Source organism: Micromonospora rubida (genome assembly GCF_009908295.1).
Lineage (GTDB): Bacteria > Actinomycetota > Actinomycetes > Mycobacteriales > Micromonosporaceae > Micromonospora > Micromonospora rubida.
This window is the reverse complement of the sequence record NZ_JAAALO010000005.1, coordinates 297,401-317,812: the sequence shown is the minus strand read 5'-3', so window position 1 is coordinate 317,812 and position 20,412 is coordinate 297,401. Positions and strand designations below refer to the sequence as shown.

Genomic DNA, 20,412 nt, shown 5'->3' with positions numbered 1-20,412 from the left:
TCGCGGTCGGCGGCCGTTTCGTCGTTGCCGACCGCGAGCAGCGCCGGCCCGCGATCCGCCGACCCGCCCAGCCTCAGCCCGCCCGACCTCCAAAGAGGACGAAGCTCACAATCCCGAACCTTCTCCGGGCCTTGTCAATTTCTGTCGTCCGCCAGTCGTGTCCTTTCACGACGAGATCGATACCTTGCGGAGATGAGTTCGCCTCGCTACAGTGACTCCACTCACAACCTGGCCCACCGGACGCAACCACCGGGGCCGGATCGCATGGCCGATTACGGATCAGCAGCAGGGCCACGGTGACGGTCATCGCGGCTCAGCGAGCTCATGGAGACACCCGTTCCCGAAGGGATGGACAGATGTCCGTACCGCAGTACCGGAAGGCTGCGGCGTTGGCGCTCGTGGCCGGCCTGGGGCTCAGCCTCGCGGCCTGCTCCACGAAGAGCGACGACGCAGCGAACGATGCGAGCGGCAAGGTGACCATCACCGTCGACTGCCAGCCGGTCGGCTCCCAGAAAGAGCTGTTGAAGAACTGGAACGACGACGTCGCCGAGTTCCAGCGGCAGAACCCCGACATCGTCATCAAGAGCGTCAGCGTCGGCGAGCAGTGCAACAACCCGCCGGACTTCACCGCTCGCCTCGCCGGCGGCACCGTGACCGACGTGTTCTACGGATACATGACCGATCTCCAGCAGGTGCTCGACTCCGGTCAGGCGATGGACATCGCCGAGTTCGCCACCAAGGACACGGTCCCGACCTGGGACAGCGTCGACCCCGCACTCAAGGAGGTCTTCAGCGACGGCGGCAAGCTCTACGCCGTACCGGTGAAGAACTACTCGATGGGCCTGGTCTACAACAAGGTCCTGTTCCAGAAGGCGGGGCTCGACGCGAACAACCCGCCCAAGACGTGGGGCGAGGTGCGGGCCGCCGCCAAGAAGATCTCCGGACAGGGCAACGGCATCGCCGGCTACGCGGAGTACAGCGCCGGCAACACCGGCGGCTGGCACTTCACCTCCCTGCTCTACTCACAGGGCGGCCAGGTGCTGACCCCGGACGGCAAGAAGGCCGACTTCAACAACGCGAAGGGCAAGCAGGTCCTGCAGAACCTCAAGGACATGCGGTACGGCGACAACAGCATGGGCGCCCGCCAGCTTCTGCAGTGGGGTGACCTGCTGACCAACGCCGGCGCGGGCAAGGTTGGCATGTTCATCGGCGCGCCGGACGCCACCCAGGCGATCGTCAGCCAGTTCCAGGGCAAGTTCCAGGACTGGGCGATGGCCCCGCTGCCCGGCCAGGACGGTAAGGCGTCGGGGACGCTCGGTGGTGGCGAGGGTTACTTCTTCAAGAAGGGTCTCTCTCCCGAGCAGGTCAAGGCCGGTCTGAAGTGGATCGCGTACCAGAAGCTGACGCCGGGTAAGGGCCAGTTCGACTACGTCCGGGCCAAGCCGCAGAACTACCCGGTGGGCCTGCCCCAGCCGCTGCTCTTCGCCAACGGCAGCGACGCCCAGAAGCAGGAGCTCGAGCTGCGCAAGGCGAACGCGAACCTCGACACCGCGAACTTCGCGGCCTTCGAGGCGAACCCGGTGCCGATCAAGGGTGAGCCGCGCAACGCGCAGGCGATCTACGCGGTGCTCGACGCCGCGATGTCCGGTGTGCTGACGAACCCGAACGCGAACATCGACGCGCTCCTCTCCACGGCCGAAGACAAGGTCAACAAGCTCCTCGCCGCCGAGAGCTGATCCGATGGTGTGGGGGCCGGCACGCCGGCCCCCACACCCTCCTCGCCGCACCGTCCGGTCACCGAATCACGCAGGAGATGCCTTGGCGATCACCACCGTCCCGAGGACCAGGAGGGAACCGGGACGCCCCGCCTCGTCGGGCCCGGCAGGGCCGCGGCGGGAGAGCCTTCGCCGCAAGGTACGAGACAACCTCACCGGGCACGGGTTCCTGCTCGGCGCCGTGGCCTGCTTCGCGTTCTTCTCCTGGTATCCGATGATCCGTGGCGTCGTCATGAGCTTCCAGCGCACCCGGCGCGGCGTCACGACCTGGGTCGGCTGGGACAACTACGACCGCATCATCGCCGACCCCAGCTTCTGGACGGCCTGGAGGAACACGTTCTACTTCACGGTCCTCGCACTCGTGCTCGGGTACGCGGTGCCGTTCTTCGTGGCGATCCTGCTCAACGAGTTCCGCCACGCCAGGGGATACCTGCGAATCCTGGTCTACCTGCCGGTGATGCTGCCGCCGGCGTCGGCGCTCTTCCTCTTCAAGTTCTACGCGTACGACCCCAGCGACGCGGGACTGTTCAACTCGATCCTCAAGGCGCTGCACCTGCCCACCTCGCAGTGGATGCAGTCGGCCGGGATGACGATGCCGGCGATGGTGATCGCGTCGACCTGGATGAACATGGGCGGCGCGGTGCTCATCTACCTGGCGGCGCTGCAGAACATCCCCGGCGAGCTCTACGAGGCGGCCGAGCTGGACGGCGCCGGGATCTGGCGGCGGATCCGCAACGTGACGATCCCGCAGACCCGGCTGATCCTCGGGCTCCTGGCGATGATGCAGATCGTCGCCACGATGCAGTTCTTCATCGAGCCACTGATCCTCGCGAACGGTACGGGCGCGGAGGACTCCGCCACCTCGGTGGCGTACCTCATCTACCAGCACGGGTTCTTCCAGAGTGATCTCAACGGTGCCGCGGCGCTCGGCGTGATCATGCTTGTGGTGCTGGCCGGCTTCTCCGCCGTCTACGTGCGGCTGAGCACGAAACAGGATTAGGACGGGGCGAGGAAATGGCACAGGACTCCGGGACCCGGACCCTCATCTCCCACGCCCAGCTCAGGCGGGGGCGCGGCAGGATCATCTACTGGACGCTGCTCACCGTCGTCGTCGTGGGCTTCACGCTCGTCTTCCTCGGGCCGCTCTACTGGATGGTCACCGGCGCGCTCAAGTCCGGCCAGGAGATCGCGCAGACCCCGCCGTCGCTGTTCCCGAAGGATCCCCAGCCGCAGAACTACGTCGACGCGTGGACCAATCTCGACCTCGCCAAGCTGCTGTTCAACACCTTCTACTACGCGGCCGGCGCACTGCTGTTCCAACTCGTCCTCGACACCACCGCGGCGTACGCCCTGTCGAAGCTCCGACCGGCGTTCGGCAACGTGATCCTCGGCCTGATGCTGGCCACGCTGATGATCCCGGCGATGGTCCTCATCGTTCCGCAGTACGTGACCGTGATCGATCTGCCGATCCTGCACCTCAACCTGCTCGACTCGCCGTTCGCGATCTGGCTGCCCGCCGTCGCGAACGCGTTCAACATCTTTCTGCTGAAACGGTTCTTCGACTCGATCCCGGAGGAGCTGATGGCGGCGGCCCTCGTGGACGGGGCGACGCCGCTGCGCACGCTGTGGTCGATCATCCTGCCGATGTCGCGCCCCATCCTCGGTGTGGTTTCGATCTTCGCCGTGACGGCGGTCTGGAAGGACTTCCTCTGGCCGAAGCTGGTCATGCCGTCGCCCGAGACCCGGACGGTCAGCGTCGGCATCTACGCCTTCTCGGGCGGCACACCCATGAACATCGTGATCGCCGCGTCGGTCATCGCCGCGATCCCGACCGTCGTCGTCTTCCTGATCTTCCAGCGGAACATCATGTCCGGTCTGACCGCCGGAAGCCTCAAGGGATAGCCCGAAGGCGCGGACGCCGAGCACCGCAGCCTTCAGGCGGGCTCGACGACGGGCCGACGCACCGGCGTACCACCAGCGCGACCTACCGCGGCGAACAACGACCGTTCGCCCGACACACATCCAGGTCCGGCGAACCCGCCGACGTACCAACGCAGAAAGCAGGTGCTCGTGCCCACAGCAGACAACAGTCCGTGGTGGCGTGGAGCGGTGATCTACCAGGTGTACCCGCGTAGCTTCGCCGACGGCAATGGCGACGGCATCGGCGACATCGCCGGCATCCGGTCCCGGCTGGATCACCTGTCCGCGCTCGGCATCGACGCCATCTGGTTCAGCCCCTGGTACCCCTCCCCGATGGCCGATGCCGGCTACGACGTCGCCGACTACCGGGACATCGACCCGGTGTTCGGCAGCCTCACCGAGGCCGAGTCGCTGATCGCCGAGGCGCACGAGCGGGGCATCCGGATCATCGTCGACGTGGTTCCCAACCACTGCTCCGACGCGCATCCCTGGTTCCAGGCGGCGCTGGCCGGCGGCCCGGACGCCCCCGAGCGGGAGCTGTTCTGGTTCCGCCCCGGCCGGGGCCCCGGCGGCGACCAGCGGCCCACCGAGTGGGTGTCCCAGTTCGGCGGGGACTGCTGGACCCGCACCACGAACCCCGACGGCACCCCCGGCGACTGGTACCTGCACCTGTTCGCCCCCGAGCAGCCCGACCTCAACTGGGACCACCCGCGCGTGCGGGCCGAGTTCGAGGACATCCTGCGGTTCTGGTTCGACCGGGGGGTCGACGGCATACGGATCGACTCGGCCGCGCTGCTGGTGAAGGACCCGGCGCTGCCCGAGGTGACCGACGACGCCCCGAGCCCCTTCATCGACCTGGACGCGGTGCACGACATCTACCGCGGCTGGCGGCGGATCGCCGACGGGTACCCGGGCGACCGGGCGCTGATCGGCGAGGTGTGGCTGCCGGACCGGGAGCGGTTCGCCAACTACCTGCGCCCCGACGAGCTGCACTCGGCGTTCAACTTCGACTTCCTCGGCTGCGCCTGGGACGCGGCGGCGCTGCGCCGGTGCGTCGACGACACGATCGCCGCGCACGCCCCGGTCGGCGCCCCGGCCACCTGGGTGCTCTCCAACCACGACGTGACCCGCCACGTCACCCGGTACGGCCGGGCGGACACCACGTTCAGCTTCGCAACCAAGCGCGAGGGCGTCCCCACCGACCTGGAACTGGGCACCGTACGCGCCCGCGCGGCGGCGTTGCTTACCCTGGCCCTGCCCGGCGCGGCCTACGTCTACCAGGGCGAGGAACTGGGCCTGTGGGAGGTCGAGGACGTCCCGCCCGAGCTGCGCCAGGACCCGATGTGGGCACGCTCGGGGCACGGCCGGGACGGCTGCCGGGTGCCGCTGCCCTGGGCCGGCGACGCGCCGCCGTTCGCGTTCAGCCCCGACGGCGCGGCGCGGGTGCCGTGGCTGCCCCAGCCCGCCGAGTGGAAGGACCGCACGGCCCGGGCGCAGACCGGCGACCCGCACTCGATGCTGGAGCTGTACCGGGCGGCGCTCGGCGTCCGCCGCGCCGAACCGGGCCTCGGCGACGGGGAGATGCGCTGGCTGGCCGCGCCCGACGGGGTGCTCGCCTTCGCCCGCGGTCCCGCCTTCACCTGCCTGGTGAACCTGGGCGCGGCCCCCGTGCCGCTGCCCCCGCACGAGGCGCGGCTGCTCGCCAGCCGGCCGCTGGAGGGCGACCTCCTCCCGCCGGACACCGCCGTCTGGCTGCGCACCGCCGACATGCCGCCCGCCGAGGTTCCGGCCGAGCGGGCGCGGCCCGCCGAGGCACCGCCGGCAGCCTGACCGTTCCTCTCCGGCGCCGGCCGGTCCGTCCCGGCCGGCCGGCGCCACCCTCCATCGGCCGTCCCGCCGGTGGCCCCAGCACCGCTGGCCCACCGCCAGCACGACCGGAAGGAGGAGCAGCCGCAGCGAACCACCCTTCCACGGGGGACCTGGCCTGCTGACGAAACGGAGAGCCACTCACATGGCCCACCACACCACCGGCACCACCGTTGCACTCACCGGAAGACCCGCCCGCGCCGCGCTGGCCGCGTTCGCCGGCGCCGCGCTCGTGGCGACCGCCGTCTCGGTCGTCTCGTTCTCCACCGCGACCCCCGCCCGCGCCGCCGGGCTGTCCCCGTTCGACATCACCGGCCGGGGCGCGACCGTCCCGTTCGTCGAGCAGGAGGCGGAGAACGCGGCGCACACCGGCACGAGGATCGGCCCGACCCGCTACTACGGCCAGCTGCCCTCCGAGGCGTCCGGCCGGGAGGCCGTCACCCTCGACGCGGTCGGCGAGTACGTCGAGTTCACCCTGACCGCCCCGGCGAACGCGGTGACGTTCCGCTACAGCCTGCCGGACAACGCCGCCGGCACCGGCCGGGACGCCAGCATCGACCTGCGGGCCAACGGATCCCTGGTCAAGGCCGTCCCGGTGACCTCCCGGTACGGCTGGTACTACGGCGGATACCCGTTCAACAACAACCCGGGCGACACCAACCCACACCACTTCTACGACGAGACCCGGGCGATGTTCGGGACCACGTACCCGGCTGGGGCGAAGATCCGGTTGCAGGTCTCCTCGACCGCCCAGTCGCCGACCTTCACCATCGACCTGGCCGACTTCGAGCTGGTCGGCGGGCCGATCGCCAAGCCCGCCGGCGTCCTCGACGTGGTGACCGACTTCGGCGCGGACCCGAGCGGGGCCGCCGACTCGACGGCGAAGTTCCAGGCGGCGGTGGACGCCGGCAGGGCCCAGGGCAGGACGGTCTGGATCCCGGCCGGCACCTTCACCCTCTGGGACCACGTGGTCGTCGACGGGGTGACCCTGCGCGGCGCGGGCCCGTGGCACTCGGTGCTCGGCGGCCGGCACCCCACCGACCGCAAGCGCGCCGCCGGCATCTACGGCAAGTACGTCCCCGGCGGCGGGTACACCGGGGAGGTCCGGCCGCACGAGGCCGGCGGCCCGAGCCGCAACGTCACCCTGCGCGACTTCGCCATCATCGGCGACATCCGGGAACGGATCGACGACGACCAGGTCAACGCCATGGGCGGCGCGATGACCGACTCGGTGGTGGACAACGTCTGGATGCAGCACACCAAGGTCGGGGCCTGGATGGACGGCCCGATGGACAACCTCACCATCCGCAACAGCCGCATCCTCGACCAGACCGCCGACGGGGTGAACTTCCACTGGGGCGTCACCAATTCCACGGTGACCAACACGTTCGTCCGCAACACCGGCGACGACGCCCTCGCGATGTGGGCGCAGAGCGTGCCGAACGTCAACAACTCCTTCACCCACAACACCATCGGCGTCACCGTTCTGGCGAACCACCTGGTCAGCTACGGCGGCCGGGACATCAGAATCACCGACAACGTGACGGCCGACTCGGTGACCAACGGCGGCGGCATCCACGTCGCGAACCGCTACCCCGGGGTGCAGGGCGCCACGGCGGTTAAGGGCACCTGGACGATCGCCCGCAACACCCTGATCCGCAACGGCAACTCCGACTACAACTGGAACTTCGGCGTCGGCGCGATCTGGTTCTCCGCGCTCAACGAGGCGATCCAGGGCGCCACGGTCAACGTCACCGACACCGACATCCTGGACAGCTCCTACGCGGCGCTGCACTGGATCGAGGGGCAGAGCAGCGGGATCAACCTCAGCAACGTCCGGATCGACGGCGCCGGGACGTACGCGCTCCAGGTGCAGGCGCCCAGCCAGGTGTCGTTCGCGGGCGTGCGGGCCACCGGGATCGCGCAGGGCAACCCGATGCACAACTGCGTGGGCGGCGGCTTCCAGATTAGTCAGGGCGCCGGCAACTCCGGCTGGTACACCGCCACCCCGTACTGCGGGCCGTGGCCGACCCCGCAGTGGGGCAACGGCCCGACCACCCCGCCCACCGGCACCCCGACCACCCCGCCCACCACCACCCCGCCCCCGACCACGCCGCCCCCCACCACCCCGCCGCCCACCGGCGGGAACCTGGCCCAGGGCCGGCCGGTGACCGCGTCGAGCACGTCGCAGAACTACGTGGCCGGCAACGCCGTCGACGGCAACCCGGCCAGCTACTGGGAGAGCACCAACGGCGCGTTCCCGCAGACGCTCACGGTCGACCTGGGCGCGACGGTGAACACCGACCGGGTCGTGCTGAAGCTGCCGGCCGGCTGGGAGACCAGGGCCCAGACCCTCGCGGTCGCCGGCTCGACGGACGGCTCGGCGTACTCGACCCTCGTCTCCTCGGCCGGATACACGTTCAACCCGGCGACCGGCAACGCCGTGTCGATCGGCCTGCCGGCGGGCAGCCGGCGGTTCCTGCGGCTGACCTTCACCGGCAACACCGGGTGGCCGGCGGGCCAGCTCTCCGAGTTCGAGGTGTACGGCGGCACGCCGCCCAGCACGCCGCCGCCCACCACTCCGCCACCGAGCACGCCCCCGCCCACCACGCCGCCGCCCACCGGGAACCTGGCGCTGGGGCGTCCGGTCAGCGAGACCAGCCACGCCGACGTGTACGGCGGCGGCAACGCCGTCGACGGCAACGCCAACACGTACTGGGAGAGCGCCAACAACGCCTTCCCGCAGTCGCTGACCGTCGACCTGGGCGCCGCCCGGTCGGTGTCCCGGGTGGTGCTGAAGCTGCCCCCGGCGACCGCGTGGCAGACCCGTACCCAGACGGTCGCGGTGCTCGGCTCGACCGACGGCTCCTCGTACACCACGCTGAAGCCCGCCGCCGGCTACGCGTTCAACCCGGCCAGCGGCAACACCGTGACCGTCACCTTCCCCGCCGCCACCCAGCGGTACGTGCGGGTGACCGTCACCGGCAACACCGCCTGGCCGGCCGGCCAGCTCTCCGAGTTCGAGGTCCACTCCGCCTGACGGCGCCAGTCTCCGGGCCGGTCGGCCGTCCTCGCGACCCGGCCGGCCCGGCAGCCCCACCCCGCCGCGGCACCCCCCCGGCCAGCGGCGGGCACCACCACCCCCGAGAGAAGGTGCAGCTCCGCCATGCCCGGAAACAGCACGAGACGACGTACCCCCAGCCGGTGGCTGACCGCAGGCCTGCTGGCCACCGGACTGCTGGTCTCCGGCGTCCCCGCCCTGCCAGCCGCCGCATCGACCGCCCCGGCCGGGGCCCATGCCGGCGCGGCGCCGACCGCCGCGCCGGCACCCGCGACCGCGGCGGCCCTCGCCGGGATCTCCGCCACCATGACCGCCAGCAGCGTCAGCCAGAACTACGGCCCGGGCAACGCCAACGACGGCAACCCGGACACCTACTGGGAGAGCGCCAACAACGCCTTCCCGCAGTGGCTCCAGGCCGACCTCGGCGCCACCGTCACTGTGGACCGGGTGGTGCTGAAGCTGCCGCCGGCCGCCGCCTGGCAGACCCGCACCCAGACGCTGTCCGTGCAGGGCAGCACCAACGGCTCGGCCTTCACCACCCTGAAGGCGTCCGCCGGGTACACCTTCGACCCGGCGACCGGCAACACGGTGACCATCACGTTCGCCGCCGCCAGCAGCCGGTACGTCCGGCTCAACCTCACCGCCAACACCGGCTGGCCCGCCGGCCAGGTCTCCGAGTTCGAGCTGTACGGGCCGGCGACCGGGGACACCCAGGCGCCGAGCGCGCCCGCCAACCTGGCCTACACCCAGCCGGCCAGCGGACAGCTCAGACTGACCTGGGCCGCCTCCACCGACAACGTAGGGGTGACCGGGTACGACGTCTACGCCAACAACGCGCTGCGCGGCAGCGTCGCCGGCAACGTGTTGACCTACACCGACAACCAGCCCGCCAGTGCCACCGTCTCGTACCACGTGCGGGCGCGCGACGCCGCCGGCAACCAGTCGGCGAACAGCAACACGGTGACCCGCACCGGCAGCGGCACCGGCGGCACCAACCTGGCCGTCGGCAAGCCGATCACCGCGTCGTCGTACGTGCACACGTTCGTCGCGACCAACGCCAACGACAACAACGCGGCGACGTACTGGGAGAGCAACGGCCAGCCGGGCACCCTGACCGTGCAGCTCGGGGCGAACGCCGCCGTCAGCTCCGTGGTGCTGAGGCTGAACCCGGACTCCGCGTGGGGCCCCCGCACCCAGACGGTGCAGGTGCTCGGCCGGGAGCAGAGCGCCTCGGCGTTCACCAGCCTGGCCGGCCCGGCCAGCTACCCGTTCAACCCGGCGTCGGGCAACACGGTGACCATCCCGGTCTCCGCCACCGCCGCCGACGTGCGGCTGAGCATCACCGCCAACTCCGGCGCCCCGGGCGGGCAGGTGGCCGAGTTCCAGGTCGTCGGCACGCCGGCCGCGAACCCGGACCTGACCGTCACCGGCCTGTCGGCCAGCCCGGCCAACCCCACCGAGACCGACGCCGTCACCGTCTCCGCCACCGTCCGCAACGCCGGCACGCTGGCCTCCGCCGCGACCGACGTCAACCTCTACCTGGGCGGCGTGCGGGTCGGCACCGCCACCGTCGGCGCCCTCGCGGCCGGCGCCTCGACCACCGTCACGGCGAACATCGGGGCCCGCGCGGCGGGCAGCTACCCGCTGAGCGCCAAGGTCGACGAGGCCAACACGGTCATCGAGCAGGACGAGACGAACAACAGCTACACCAGCCCGTCCCCGCTGGTGGTCAGCCCGGTCGCCAGCTCGGACCTGGTCGCCCAGTCGGTCGACTGGACGCCCGGCAACCCGTCGGCGGGCAGCACCGTCACCTTCACCATCGCCCTGCGCAACGCCGGCACCGTCGCGTCGGCGTCCGGGGCGCACGGCATCACGCTGACCGTGCTCAACGACGCCGGCACCGTGGTCCGCACCCTGACCGGCTCGTACTCCGGCGTGATCAACGCCGGGGCCACCGTCGGCCCGGTCAACCTGGGCACCTGGGCCGCCGCGAACGGCAGGTACACCGTCCGGGTGGTGCTCGCCGTCGACGCCAACGAGCTGCCGGTCAAGCAGCAGAACAACACCAGCGAACGGCCGCTGTTCGTCGGGCGCGGCGCCAACATGCCGTATGACATGTACGAGGCCGAGGACGGCGTGGTCGGCGGCGGCGCGGCCGTGATCGGGCCGAACCGGGACATCGGCGACCCGGCCGGCGAGGCGTCCGGGCGGCGCGCGGTCACCCTCAACACCACCGGCAGCTACGTTGAGTGGACCACCCGGGCCAGCTCCAACACCCTGGTCACCCGGTTCTCCATCCCGGACGCCCCGGGCGGCGGCGGGATCAACTCCACGCTGAACGTCTACGTCAACGGCACCTTCCACAAGGCCATCGACCTGACCTCCCGGTACGCCTGGCTGTACGGGGCCGAGGCCAGCCCGGGCAACTCGCCGGGCGCGGGCGGACCGCGGCACATCTACGACGAGGCCAACGTCATGCTCAACTCGACGGTGCCGGCCGGTAGCAGGATCCGGCTCCAGAAGGACCCGGCGAACACCACCACGTACGCGATCGACTTCGTCAACACCGAGCAGGTCGCGCCGATCGCCAACCCGGACCCGGCGAAGTACACCACGCCGGCCGGCTTCACCCACTCCGACGTGCAGAGCGCCCTGGACCGGGTGCGGATGGACACCACCGGCAACCTGGTCGGGGTCTACCTGCCCGCCGGCAACTACTCGACCGCGTCGAAGTTCCAGGTGTACGGCAAGGCGGTCAAGGTGACCGGGGCCGGCCCCTGGTACACCCGCTTCAACGCCCCGTCGGGTCAGGACAACACCGACATCGGCTTCCGCGCCGAGAACTCGGCGGCCGGCTCGTCGTTCGCGAACTTTGCCTACTTCGGCAACTACACCTCGCGGATCGACGGCCCGGGCAAGGTGTTCGACTTCTCCAACGTGTCGAACATCGTGATCGACAACATCTGGAACGAGCACATGGTGTGCCTCTACTGGGGCGCGAACACCGACTACATGACCATCAAGAACTCCCGGATCCGGAACATGTTCGCCGACGGCATCAACATGACCAACGGGAGCACCAACAACCTGGTCAGCAACAACGACGCCCGGGCGACCGGCGACGACAGCTTCGCGCTCTTCTCGGCGATCGACGCGGGTGGCGCCGACATGCGGGACAACATCTACGAGAACCTGACCTCCACCCTGACCTGGCGGGCCGCCGGGGTGGCCGTCTACGGCGGCTACGCCAACACGTTCCGCAACATCTACATTGCGGACACCCTGGTCTACTCGGGCATCACGATCAGCTCGCTCGACTTCGGGTACCCGATGAACGGCTTCGGGGCCGACCCGCCCACCAGGTTCGAGAACATCTCGATCGTGCGGGCCGGTGGGCACTTCTGGGGCGGGCAGACCTTCCCGGCGATCTGGGTCTTCTCCGCCTCGAAGGTGTTCCAGGGCATCCGGGTCAGCGACGTCGACATCGTCGACCCGACCTACAGCGGCATCATGTTCCAGACCAACTACGTCGGCGGCCAGCCGCAGTTCCCGGTCAAGGACACGATCTTCACCAACGTGTCGATCAGCGGGGCCCGCAAGAGCGGTGACGCGTTCGACGCCAAGTCCGGCTTCGGGATCTGGGTGAACGAGATGCCGGAGGCCGGTCAGGGCCCGGCCGTCGGCTCGGTCACCTTCAACAACCTGCGGATGAGCAACAACGCCCAGGACGTCAAGAACACCACGTCCACCTTCACCATCAACCGGAACTGACCCACCAGCGCCGGGCGCCGCCGGAGGCTTGACTCTCCGGCGGCGCCCGGTCACGTAGTGGTTCCGTTCCCGGGCCGGCGGCTGATCGTCACCGGCGGTGACGTCTGTCACCTCCGGGGAGAAGGGGAATCAGCACGTCGGATCCGGGTTTGCAGCCAGATGTGACCGCTGAACCGATTTCCCCGACGCCGCGCCCACCGGTCGGAGCCGTCCCGGTGACCGCCGCCGGTGTCGACGCCTCCGGGGCGTCGGCGACGCCCCGGACGCCGGGCGACCTGATGAGCCGGCGGCAGCGCCTGCGACTCGTCCTCGTCCTCGGCTCGCTGATCGCGGTGGGCCCGCTGACCATCGACATGTACCTGCCCGCACTGCCCGCGCTCGTCGCCGACTTCGACACCACGTCGGCGGCGGTCCAGATGACCCTCACCGGCACGCTGGCGGGCCTCGCCCTCGGCCAACTGGTGATCGGCCCGCTGTCCGACGCCGTCGGGCGGCGCAAACCCCTGATCGCCGGCATCGCGCTGCACGTCGTGGCGTCGCTGCTCTGCGTCGTCGCCCCGAACATCGCGGTCCTCGGCGCGCTGCGGGTGGTGCAGGGACTCGGGGTCGCGGCCGCGTCGGTGGTGGCGATGGCCGTGGTCCGCGACCTGTTCGACGGCACGGAGTTCGCCCGGTTGCTGTCCCGGCTGCTGCTGGTCATGGGCGCGGCGCCGATCCTCGCGCCGACCCTCGGCAGCGGGCTGCTGCGCTGGACGGACTGGCGCGGCGTGTTCGTCGCCCTGGCCGCCTTCGGAGTGCTGCTCGTCGTGGTCGCCGCGCTCGGCCTCCGCGAGACGCTGCCGGCCGAACGGCGCCGGCGCGGCGGGGTGCGCGCAACGGCGCGGGTGTACGGCTCGCTGCTGCGGGACCGCACGTTCGTCGGCCTGGTCCTGGTCGCCGGGCTGGCCATGGCGGCGCTGTTCGCGTACGTGGCCGGGTCGTCGTTCGTCTTCCAGGAGCAGTACGGGCTGAACGAGCAGCAGTTCGGGCTGGCCTTCGGCGCGGGCGCGGTCGGCCTGATCGCGGCGACCCAGGGCAACGTACGACTGTTGCGCCACTACTCGCCGCAGCGGATCCTCGTGGCCGCCCTGGCCGTGGGGACCGTGGCCGGGCTGGCGCTGCTCGCCTTCGCCGCGACCGGGATCGGCGGGCTGCCGAGCCTGCTGGCGTCGCTGTGGGTGGTGCTGGCGGCGGCGGGCCTGGCGATGCCGAACGCGCCGGCCCTGGCCCTGTCCCGGCACGGCGAGGCGGCCGGCACCGCCTCGGCGCTGCTCGGCGCGGTGCAGTTCGGCGTCGGCGCGCTGGCCGCGCCCCTGGTGGGCGCGCTGGGCACCGGCGCGGTGGCGATGGCCGCAGTCGTCGCCGGTGGGATGGTGGCGGCGACGGCGGTCCTGCTGCTGGTGGTGCGGCCGGCCCGGCTCGCCGAGCTGGAGCCGGACGCGGTGGTCGTGGCGGTGCACTGAGCCCTCGGGGCCGCGCGGGGGCCGCGCCGCTTCTGCCGTACTGCCGGGCGTGCCACACTGGCAGCCGTCAGCCGCCGGTCGGCGGCGATCCGTTGGGCGTCGACGAGGACCACTCACCGCCTGCCATCGCCTCTGGAGCGCCTGTTGCCGCCGAATTCCGCGCTTTCCGCCTCTCGCTGGCCGTACCTGGCGACCCTGCCCGTGCTGCCCAACGCCGGCAGCGCGAGCGCGGCGGGGCGGCGCTTCGTCGCCGAGCACCTGCACCGGTGGCGGGTGCCGGACCTGGTCGCCGACACCACCGTGTTGCTGACCAGTGAGATCGTCACCAATGCCGTGCGGTACGGACCGCCCCCGCTGTGCCTGCGGCTGGGTCTGCGCGCCGACCAGGTCCGGGTGGAGGTCACCGACTCGAACCCGGTGCTGCCGGTGCTCGCCCGCCCGGGCCCCGAGGCGCTCGGCGGGCGGGGCATGTGGCTGATCGACACCCTCGCCGCAGCCTGGGGCTGCCACCCGGATCCCCAGGGCAAGATTGTCTGGTGCGAGCTGCGCCTCCCCGCCCCCGACGGCGGCTAGTGCCGAGCGGGTGCGACCAGCAGCGCCCGCGATCGTCACGTCAGTCTGCGCTCGGTGGCCGGACCCAGCCGCGATGCGCCGCCCGCAGTCCGGCCTGGAACCGGGTCTGGGCGCCAAGTTGGTCCATCAGACTCCGGACCCGGCGTTGCAGGGTGCGGTAGGAGAGACCGGTCTGGCGGCTTATCGCCTCGTCGCCCAGGCCTGCGGCGAGCAGTGACACCAGGGTGGCCTCGAACGGGGTGGGCCCGGCTTGCGCCGGGGGGAGGTCTTCCGGGCCCGGGTCCGCCGCGCCGAGCTTCGGCAGTTGCGGCAGCGGCACCGCCTGCCGCCACAGGGTGTCGAACAGCGATTGTAGGGCGTCGAGCAGCTCCGAGGGGCGAACGATGGCAGAGGCATGGATGGTGTGATGTTTGGTTTGCAGGGCCACCAGGGCGATCTGGCCATCGACGACGTACATCTTGACCGGTACTCCGGCTGCCACCCGGGCACGCTCGCCCGCGACGGCGACCGACCGGTAGTGCCCTGACCACCAGCCGGGGATGTCCAGGGTGGCCCGGTCGTAGACCACCCGGAAGTTCACGCCCTTGGCGAGCGCGTCGAGCTCGTTCTGGTTGGTGGCGAGGGGATCGTCGAGGTAAGGCGGCCGGTCGAAGGCACACATCTCCCGTCGCGCGGCGCGGATGAGGCGCTGGCCGCGCTCGTGGACGGCCTCCCGGCCGACGACGATCTCGACCAGCCCGGTGGGATGCTGGGTGGACAGCACACGATGGTACGCATCGTCGAGCTGCAGGGCGGTGGCCCGGACCAACTTGAGTTCGGCCTCCTTGCGCAGGATCAGCGCCTCCAGGGCGACGTCCGGCGGCGCGGGCGGGTACCGCACGACGGGCCCGGGCACCGGACGGACCAGATCGAGCTTTTCGAGTGCGGCCAAGGCGTCGTGGATCTGTTGTGGCGTCAGCCGCGTCATGTCGCCGAGGTCGTCGACCGACGCGCTGGGCTGACGAATCAGGGCCTGGTAGACGAGCTGTTCGGTGCCGTCGAGGCCAAGGGCGTCGAGCATGTATTGATCATGCCTGATCAGGTCGGCTCCGTCGTTGGCGGGTTCACGCCAGCGACGTGAACGCGCCGTGCCCAGCACTTCCGTGCTGGTGGCGTATTGCTCGATCCTCAGACCCACCATCCCCAGTCCCGCATCCCAAGGAGCATCCATGAGTCATCGACGATGGAGATCGCGCGACACGATAGTCGGGGTTTCCGTCCTCGGGCTGGTCCTCTCCGGCGCCGCACCGGCCACGGCGCGCCCGGACCTCCCGACCGTCCCGGCAGCCGTTCCGGCCGTCGTCACCCCGACCGGGGCCGCCCCGGCCGGTGTCGCGCCGGGCGCGCGTCGGGTCACCCTGATCACCGGCGATGTCGTCCACTACCAGGTGGACAAGGAGGGAACGCCGCGCGTCACGCTGGAGCCGGCGCTGCGCTCCGGCCGCGGCGCGATGAGCTTCCTGCAGGTCCGCGACGGCGACTCGTACTTCGTCTACCCGTCCGACGCCATGCCGCTGGTCGACGCGGGCAAGCTGGACCGGGCCCTGTTCGACGTCGACTACCTGGTCGACAACGGTTACACCGACGACCTGACCGACGAGCTTCCGGTGATCGCCCAGTACGGCACCGGCGCGCGCAGCGCGAAGTCGCCGACCGCGAGCACGCTGAAGGCGCGGGCCGAAGCCCTGCCGGCCAACACCGACGTGGCGGCGCTGCCCAGCGTCGGCGGCGCCGGGTTCGACGTGACCAAGAAGCAGGCCGGCGACTTCTGGGCCGCGGTGGCGGGTGCCCAGAGCGGTGCGGGAGCCCGTGCGTCGACGTTGGGTGCCGGGCTGACCAAGCTCTGGCTGGACCAGCGGGTCTACCCGACGCTGGACCGCAGCGTGGCGCAGATCGGCGCGCCCGAGGCGTGGAAGGTCGGCCTCGACGGGACCGGGGTGAAGGTCGCCGTCCTGGACAGCGGCATCGACCTCAACCACCCGGACTTCGGCGGTGGCCGGATCGTGGCGGCGGTGAACCACACCTCCACCCCGTCCATCCACGACAACTTCGGCCACGGCACCCACGTGGCCTCGATCATCGCGGGCAGCGGCGCCGCCTCCAACGGCAAGTACCGGGGCGTGGCCCCGGGCGCGTCGTTGATGGTCGGCAAGGTGCTCGGCGACTACGGCACGGGCAGCACCCGGAACGTGATCGCGGGCATGGAGTGGGCGGCCGCGGCCGGCGCCGACATCGTCAACATGAGCCTCGGTGGCGGTGGAGACCACACCAGTCCGCAGAGTGTCGCTCTCAACAACCTGACCTCGCAGTACGGGACGCTCTTCGTGGTGGCCGGCGGCAACAGCGGCCCCAACCCGCAGACCCTGGGAGCGCCCGGCGTCGCCGAGGCGGCGCTGACCGTGGCCGCGGTGGACCGCGACGACAAGACGGCCAGCTTCTCCAGCCGCGGGCCCCGGCGACTTGACCATGGCCTCAAGCCGGACATCTCCGCCCCGGGCGTCGGTATCGTGGCCGCGCGCTCCGAGCCGAGCATCATGGGCGGCGCGGCCGGTGAGCGCTACCTGGCGGCCAACGGCACCTCGATGGCGGCCCCGCACGTGGCGGGCGCCGCGGCGATCCTGGGCCAGCAGCACCCGGACTGGGCGGCCAAGCAGCTCAAGCCGGTGCTGGTCAGCACCGCCAAGGACACCGGAAGTCGCGCCTACGAGCAGGGCGCCGGCCGGGTCGACGTGGCCCGGGCGGTGCGCCAGCAGGTGTACGCGACCAACAGCCTCGACTTCGGTCTGATCACGTACGGGCAGACCGCGGCATCGAGCCGCACCGTCAGCTACGTCAACAACTCGACGACGCCGGTCACGCTGCGGCTGACCGCGACGCTCTCCACCGACAAGGGCAACGCCCCCGCCGGAATGCTCACCCTCGACAGGGAGACCGTGACGGTGCCGGCCAACGGCACCGCCGACGTGACGGCGACCGTGCACCCCGCAGCCGGCAGCGAGTCCACCTGGTACGAGGGCGCGTTGCGGGCCAGCGCTGAGGGGATCGAGGTCGGCACCGCCATCGGTCTCTACAAGGAGCCCCAGTCGTTCCAGGTCACCGGCAAGCTGATCCTGCCGGACGGGGTGGACCCGGCGTACTTCTACCCCGGCAACTGGGTGTTCGCCCGCACCGACGGCCGCAAGGACCGCGGCGGAGCGGTGCTCGGCGGCGCGGAGACCGAGACGACGGCCCGCGTCTACGGTGGTGAACACGCCGTGGCGGTGTTGGTCGACTGGTTCGACTCGGACGGCCGCAACAGCGCGATCGCCATGCAACCGGAGTTCGACGTCACCGAGGACACCACGGTGACCCTGGACCTGCGCAAGCTCCGAAAGATCACCGTCGACACGCCGAAGGGCAGCGACAACTACCAGATGGTGTTCGGGGCGCTGCGGTTGGGCGCCAACAACTACGGCGGCGTGCAGGGCTCCGCGATGGCCCGACCGGCCGACGGTTGGGACGGCTGGCTGCTGCCCACGAAGCCGGTGCGGCAGGGCGTGTTCCAGGCGTTCAGCCAGCACCTGCTCGGCGCACCGCAGATCGCCATGTCGGTGCGCGGTCCGCGTGGCCTCGACCTGCACCCGCGCTACCAGGCAGCCGACGCGGTGCTGCCCAAGCTCGACGGCCGGCGCACCCTGCCGGTGGTCTATGCCGGCACCGGCACCACCGAGGACTTCGCCGCGGTGGATGCGAAGGGCAAGCTGGTGCTGCTCGACCTCTCCGACGCCTGCCCGCTGATCGTGTGCGGGGAGGAGGTCGCCACCCGGGTCGGCAACGCCGCGCAGGCCGGGGCTGCGGCGGTGCTGGGCTTCGGCAAGCAGGGCCACGTCATGATCGGCGACACCACCTGGCCGGTCTACTCGATCCCGACGATGAGCATCCCGGTGGCCGAGGCCCGGACGCTGCTCGGACGGCTGAAGGGCGGCGCGGTCAGCGTCAACACCTCCGGTACGGCGGTCAGCCCCTATCGGTACGTACTGGCGTTCCCGGAGCTCGGCCGCGTGCCTCAGAAGCTGACCTACCGGGTCACCGACCGGCAGGTCTACCGGATCGACAACCGGTTCCACTCCGACGCCCCGGCCACCGTCAGCCAGGTATGGTCGGCCCAGCACGCTGACATGCTCGTGTCCGCGGTTACCAGAGCGGCGCCACGCCGGGCGCAGAGCACGGTCACCGAGTACGTCGGCCCGATCTCCGGCGACGTGCTGTGGAATCGCACGGCGGACTACACGTACGACGAGCCGGTGAACGGGGTCCAGTACGGGCCGGCCCCCTGGGCGAACGAGATCTTCACCAAGCCCGGACGGCGCACCGAGGCGTGGAACTCCCAACCGCTCGCCACCGGACCGCACGGCTCGCCCGCGAACGTGCTGGCCCACCCGTGGGGCGCCGTCGCTTGCTACACCTGCCGCGCCGGCGACACCATGGTCTTCGACACGCTATCGCTCGACCAGGCCGGCCACAGCACGCAGGGCCGGCCCGGCGAGTGGACGCTGTCGCGGGACGGCCAGGAGATTCCCGTCAAGGAGCGGGGATACCTGGTGAGCGCCATCTTCTTCCTGCTGCGAATCCCGGTCGACACCTTCGACGTGCCGGCCGAAGCCGGCCGGTACCGGCTCACCCACACCGCCACCGCCCTAAATCCGCAGCAGCGGTACGCCACCAAGGAGGACGCGGTCTACACGTTCCGGTCGCAGCGGCCGACCGCCGAGACCGCGGACTTCGCGTCCTGCATGGGCCAGACCCTGCTGGGACGGGCCGAGCTGTGCCAGGCGGAGCAGATCCTGCGGCTGCGCTACAACACGGAGGTCGACCTGGCCAACCAGGCCGTCGCCGGCCGGTCGCAGGAGATCACCATCGGCGGCCACTACGGCAACGGCCTGGCCGCGCCGAAGCTGCGCAGCCTGAAGATGTGGGTGAGCACCGATGACGGTGCGAACTGGAAGTCCGTCAAGGTGGACAAGCACAACGGCAAGTTCAGCGGACGGATCAGCCACCCGAAGCTGGAGCAGACGACGGGCGCGGTCAGCATCCGCGTCCACGCCGTCGACGAGAACGGCAGCACCGTCGAGCAGACCCTGCACCGCGCCTACGGCCTCCGCAGTGCGCGCTAGGTAGGAAGGTTCACAGTTGTGGGGCGGGGCCGGGAGTCATCCCGGCCCCGCTTCGCTCGCTCGCCGGACAGCGGCCCGGTGAGGGCTCGCGTGCGGCGGGGGCCGGGCTCGACCACCGCGCGGCGGTCCCCGGGGAGGCGTCGGTCAGGCGGTGGGGGACCGGTGCCAGCGCACGGTCACCTGGAGCTGCCCCTGCACCCCGGTGCGGGCGATCAGCGCGCCCGCCTCGGCGCTGAGCTGGACCCCGAAGCTGATCTCCACCTCGTCCGGCCGGTCGGCCATGGACCGGAACTCGGTCAACGCGGCGGACGCCGCGTCGCGCGCCTGGCCGATCGCCCGGTTGAAGCTGACCCCGGCCTTGCGCAGCACGTCCTCGGCGGCGGAGGCCGGGGCGATCCCCGGCGTGTCGTCCACGGCGACGAGCACGCTGCCGCCGCCGTCCAGGGCGAACTCGACCACCTCGGTCATCGGCCACGTCCTTTCTCGATCGACCGCCGTCAGGCGCTGAGGCAGGTCAGCCTCATCCACTGGTCCTCCGGCGTCCGGCCCCGCACGGTATCGAGCTCGGTCAACAACCTGTCGAGCAGCGCGGGATCGTCCAGGTACCGCAGCACGGCGGACTGGAACGCCGCGGTCACCGTCGCCGGCATCATGTCCGAGGCGTCGCATGGCCATCGGCCCCGCTCAGCCCGGTGCCGGCCCGCCGCCGCGCGTAACCCGGCGCGAACCGGCGCTTCCTACCGTCGCCCCAC

12 protein-coding genes are annotated in these 20,412 nt (G+C 71.0%); 9 read left to right on the top strand and 3 right to left on the bottom strand.

The window, feature by feature from the left end; genetic code table 11:
• Window positions 1–356: 356 nt before the first annotated feature.
• The 8 genes from GVV04_RS20545 (at window position 357) to GVV04_RS20510 (ending at window position 14,468) form a co-directional block, all read left to right on the top strand.
• Window positions 357–1,736, top strand: a complete 1,380-nt coding sequence (locus tag GVV04_RS20545) for an ABC transporter substrate-binding protein (RefSeq protein WP_161689701.1) — start codon at window positions 357–359, stop codon at window positions 1,734–1,736.
• Between the two features lie 82 nt (window positions 1,737–1,818).
• Window positions 1,819–2,775, top strand: a complete 957-nt coding sequence (locus GVV04_RS20540) for a carbohydrate ABC transporter permease (protein ID WP_235966490.1) — start codon at window positions 1,819–1,821, stop codon at window positions 2,773–2,775.
• A gap of 14 nt (window positions 2,776–2,789) precedes the next feature.
• Window positions 2,790–3,677, top strand: a complete 888-nt coding sequence (locus GVV04_RS20535; protein ID WP_161689699.1) for a carbohydrate ABC transporter permease — start codon at window positions 2,790–2,792, stop codon at window positions 3,675–3,677.
• 168 nt (window positions 3,678–3,845) lie between these two features.
• On the top strand, window positions 3,846–5,525 hold the full coding sequence (locus tag GVV04_RS20530; protein WP_161689698.1) for a glycoside hydrolase family 13 protein: 1,680 nt from the start codon (window positions 3,846–3,848) through the stop codon (window positions 5,523–5,525).
• Window positions 5,526–5,706: 181 nt separating this feature from the next.
• Window positions 5,707–8,601: a galactose-binding domain-containing protein gene (locus GVV04_RS20525; protein ID WP_161689697.1), complete on the top strand. Its 2,895-nt coding sequence runs from the start codon at window positions 5,707–5,709 to the stop codon at window positions 8,599–8,601.
• A 126-nt stretch (window positions 8,602–8,727) separates the two neighbouring features.
• Window positions 8,728–12,393: a discoidin domain-containing protein gene (locus GVV04_RS20520; RefSeq protein WP_161689696.1), complete on the top strand. Its 3,666-nt coding sequence runs from the start codon at window positions 8,728–8,730 to the stop codon at window positions 12,391–12,393.
• Window positions 12,394–12,608: 215 nt separating this feature from the next.
• A complete protein-coding gene (locus GVV04_RS20515; protein WP_328822484.1) occupies window positions 12,609–13,895 on the top strand; it encodes a multidrug effflux MFS transporter in 1,287 nt (428 codons plus the stop codon).
• A 144-nt stretch (window positions 13,896–14,039) separates the two neighbouring features.
• Window positions 14,040–14,468 carry an ATP-binding protein gene (locus GVV04_RS20510; RefSeq protein WP_161689695.1) on the top strand — a complete coding sequence of 143 codons (429 nt, stop codon included), beginning with the start codon at window positions 14,040–14,042 and terminating at the stop codon, window positions 14,466–14,468.
• Between the two features lie 40 nt (window positions 14,469–14,508).
• Here the strand turns inward: GVV04_RS20510 and GVV04_RS20505 are convergent, their stop codons facing one another.
• Entirely contained in the window at window positions 14,509–15,648 is a 1,140-nt protein-coding gene (locus GVV04_RS20505) for a helix-turn-helix domain-containing protein (protein WP_161689694.1), read from the bottom strand.
• A gap of 28 nt (window positions 15,649–15,676) precedes the next feature.
• Between GVV04_RS20505 and GVV04_RS20500 the strand changes: the two genes are divergently transcribed.
• Complete coding sequence (locus tag GVV04_RS20500; RefSeq protein ID WP_161689693.1) at window positions 15,677–19,660, top strand: S8 family peptidase; 3,984 nt, start codon at window positions 15,677–15,679, stop codon at window positions 19,658–19,660.
• 144 nt (window positions 19,661–19,804) lie between these two features.
• Here GVV04_RS20500 and GVV04_RS20495 read toward each other — a convergent pair whose 3' ends face one another.
• Together GVV04_RS20495 and GVV04_RS20490 are read right to left on the bottom strand one after the other, a co-directional pair.
• Window positions 19,805–20,128, bottom strand: a complete 324-nt coding sequence (locus GVV04_RS20495) for a CU044_2847 family protein (protein WP_161689692.1) — start codon at window positions 20,126–20,128, stop codon at window positions 19,805–19,807.
• 29 nt (window positions 20,129–20,157) lie between these two features.
• Window positions 20,158–20,298 carry a hypothetical protein gene (locus tag GVV04_RS20490; protein ID WP_161689691.1) on the bottom strand — a complete coding sequence of 47 codons (141 nt, stop codon included), beginning with the start codon at window positions 20,296–20,298 and terminating at the stop codon, window positions 20,158–20,160.
• Between the last annotated feature and the right edge of the window lie 114 nt (window positions 20,299–20,412).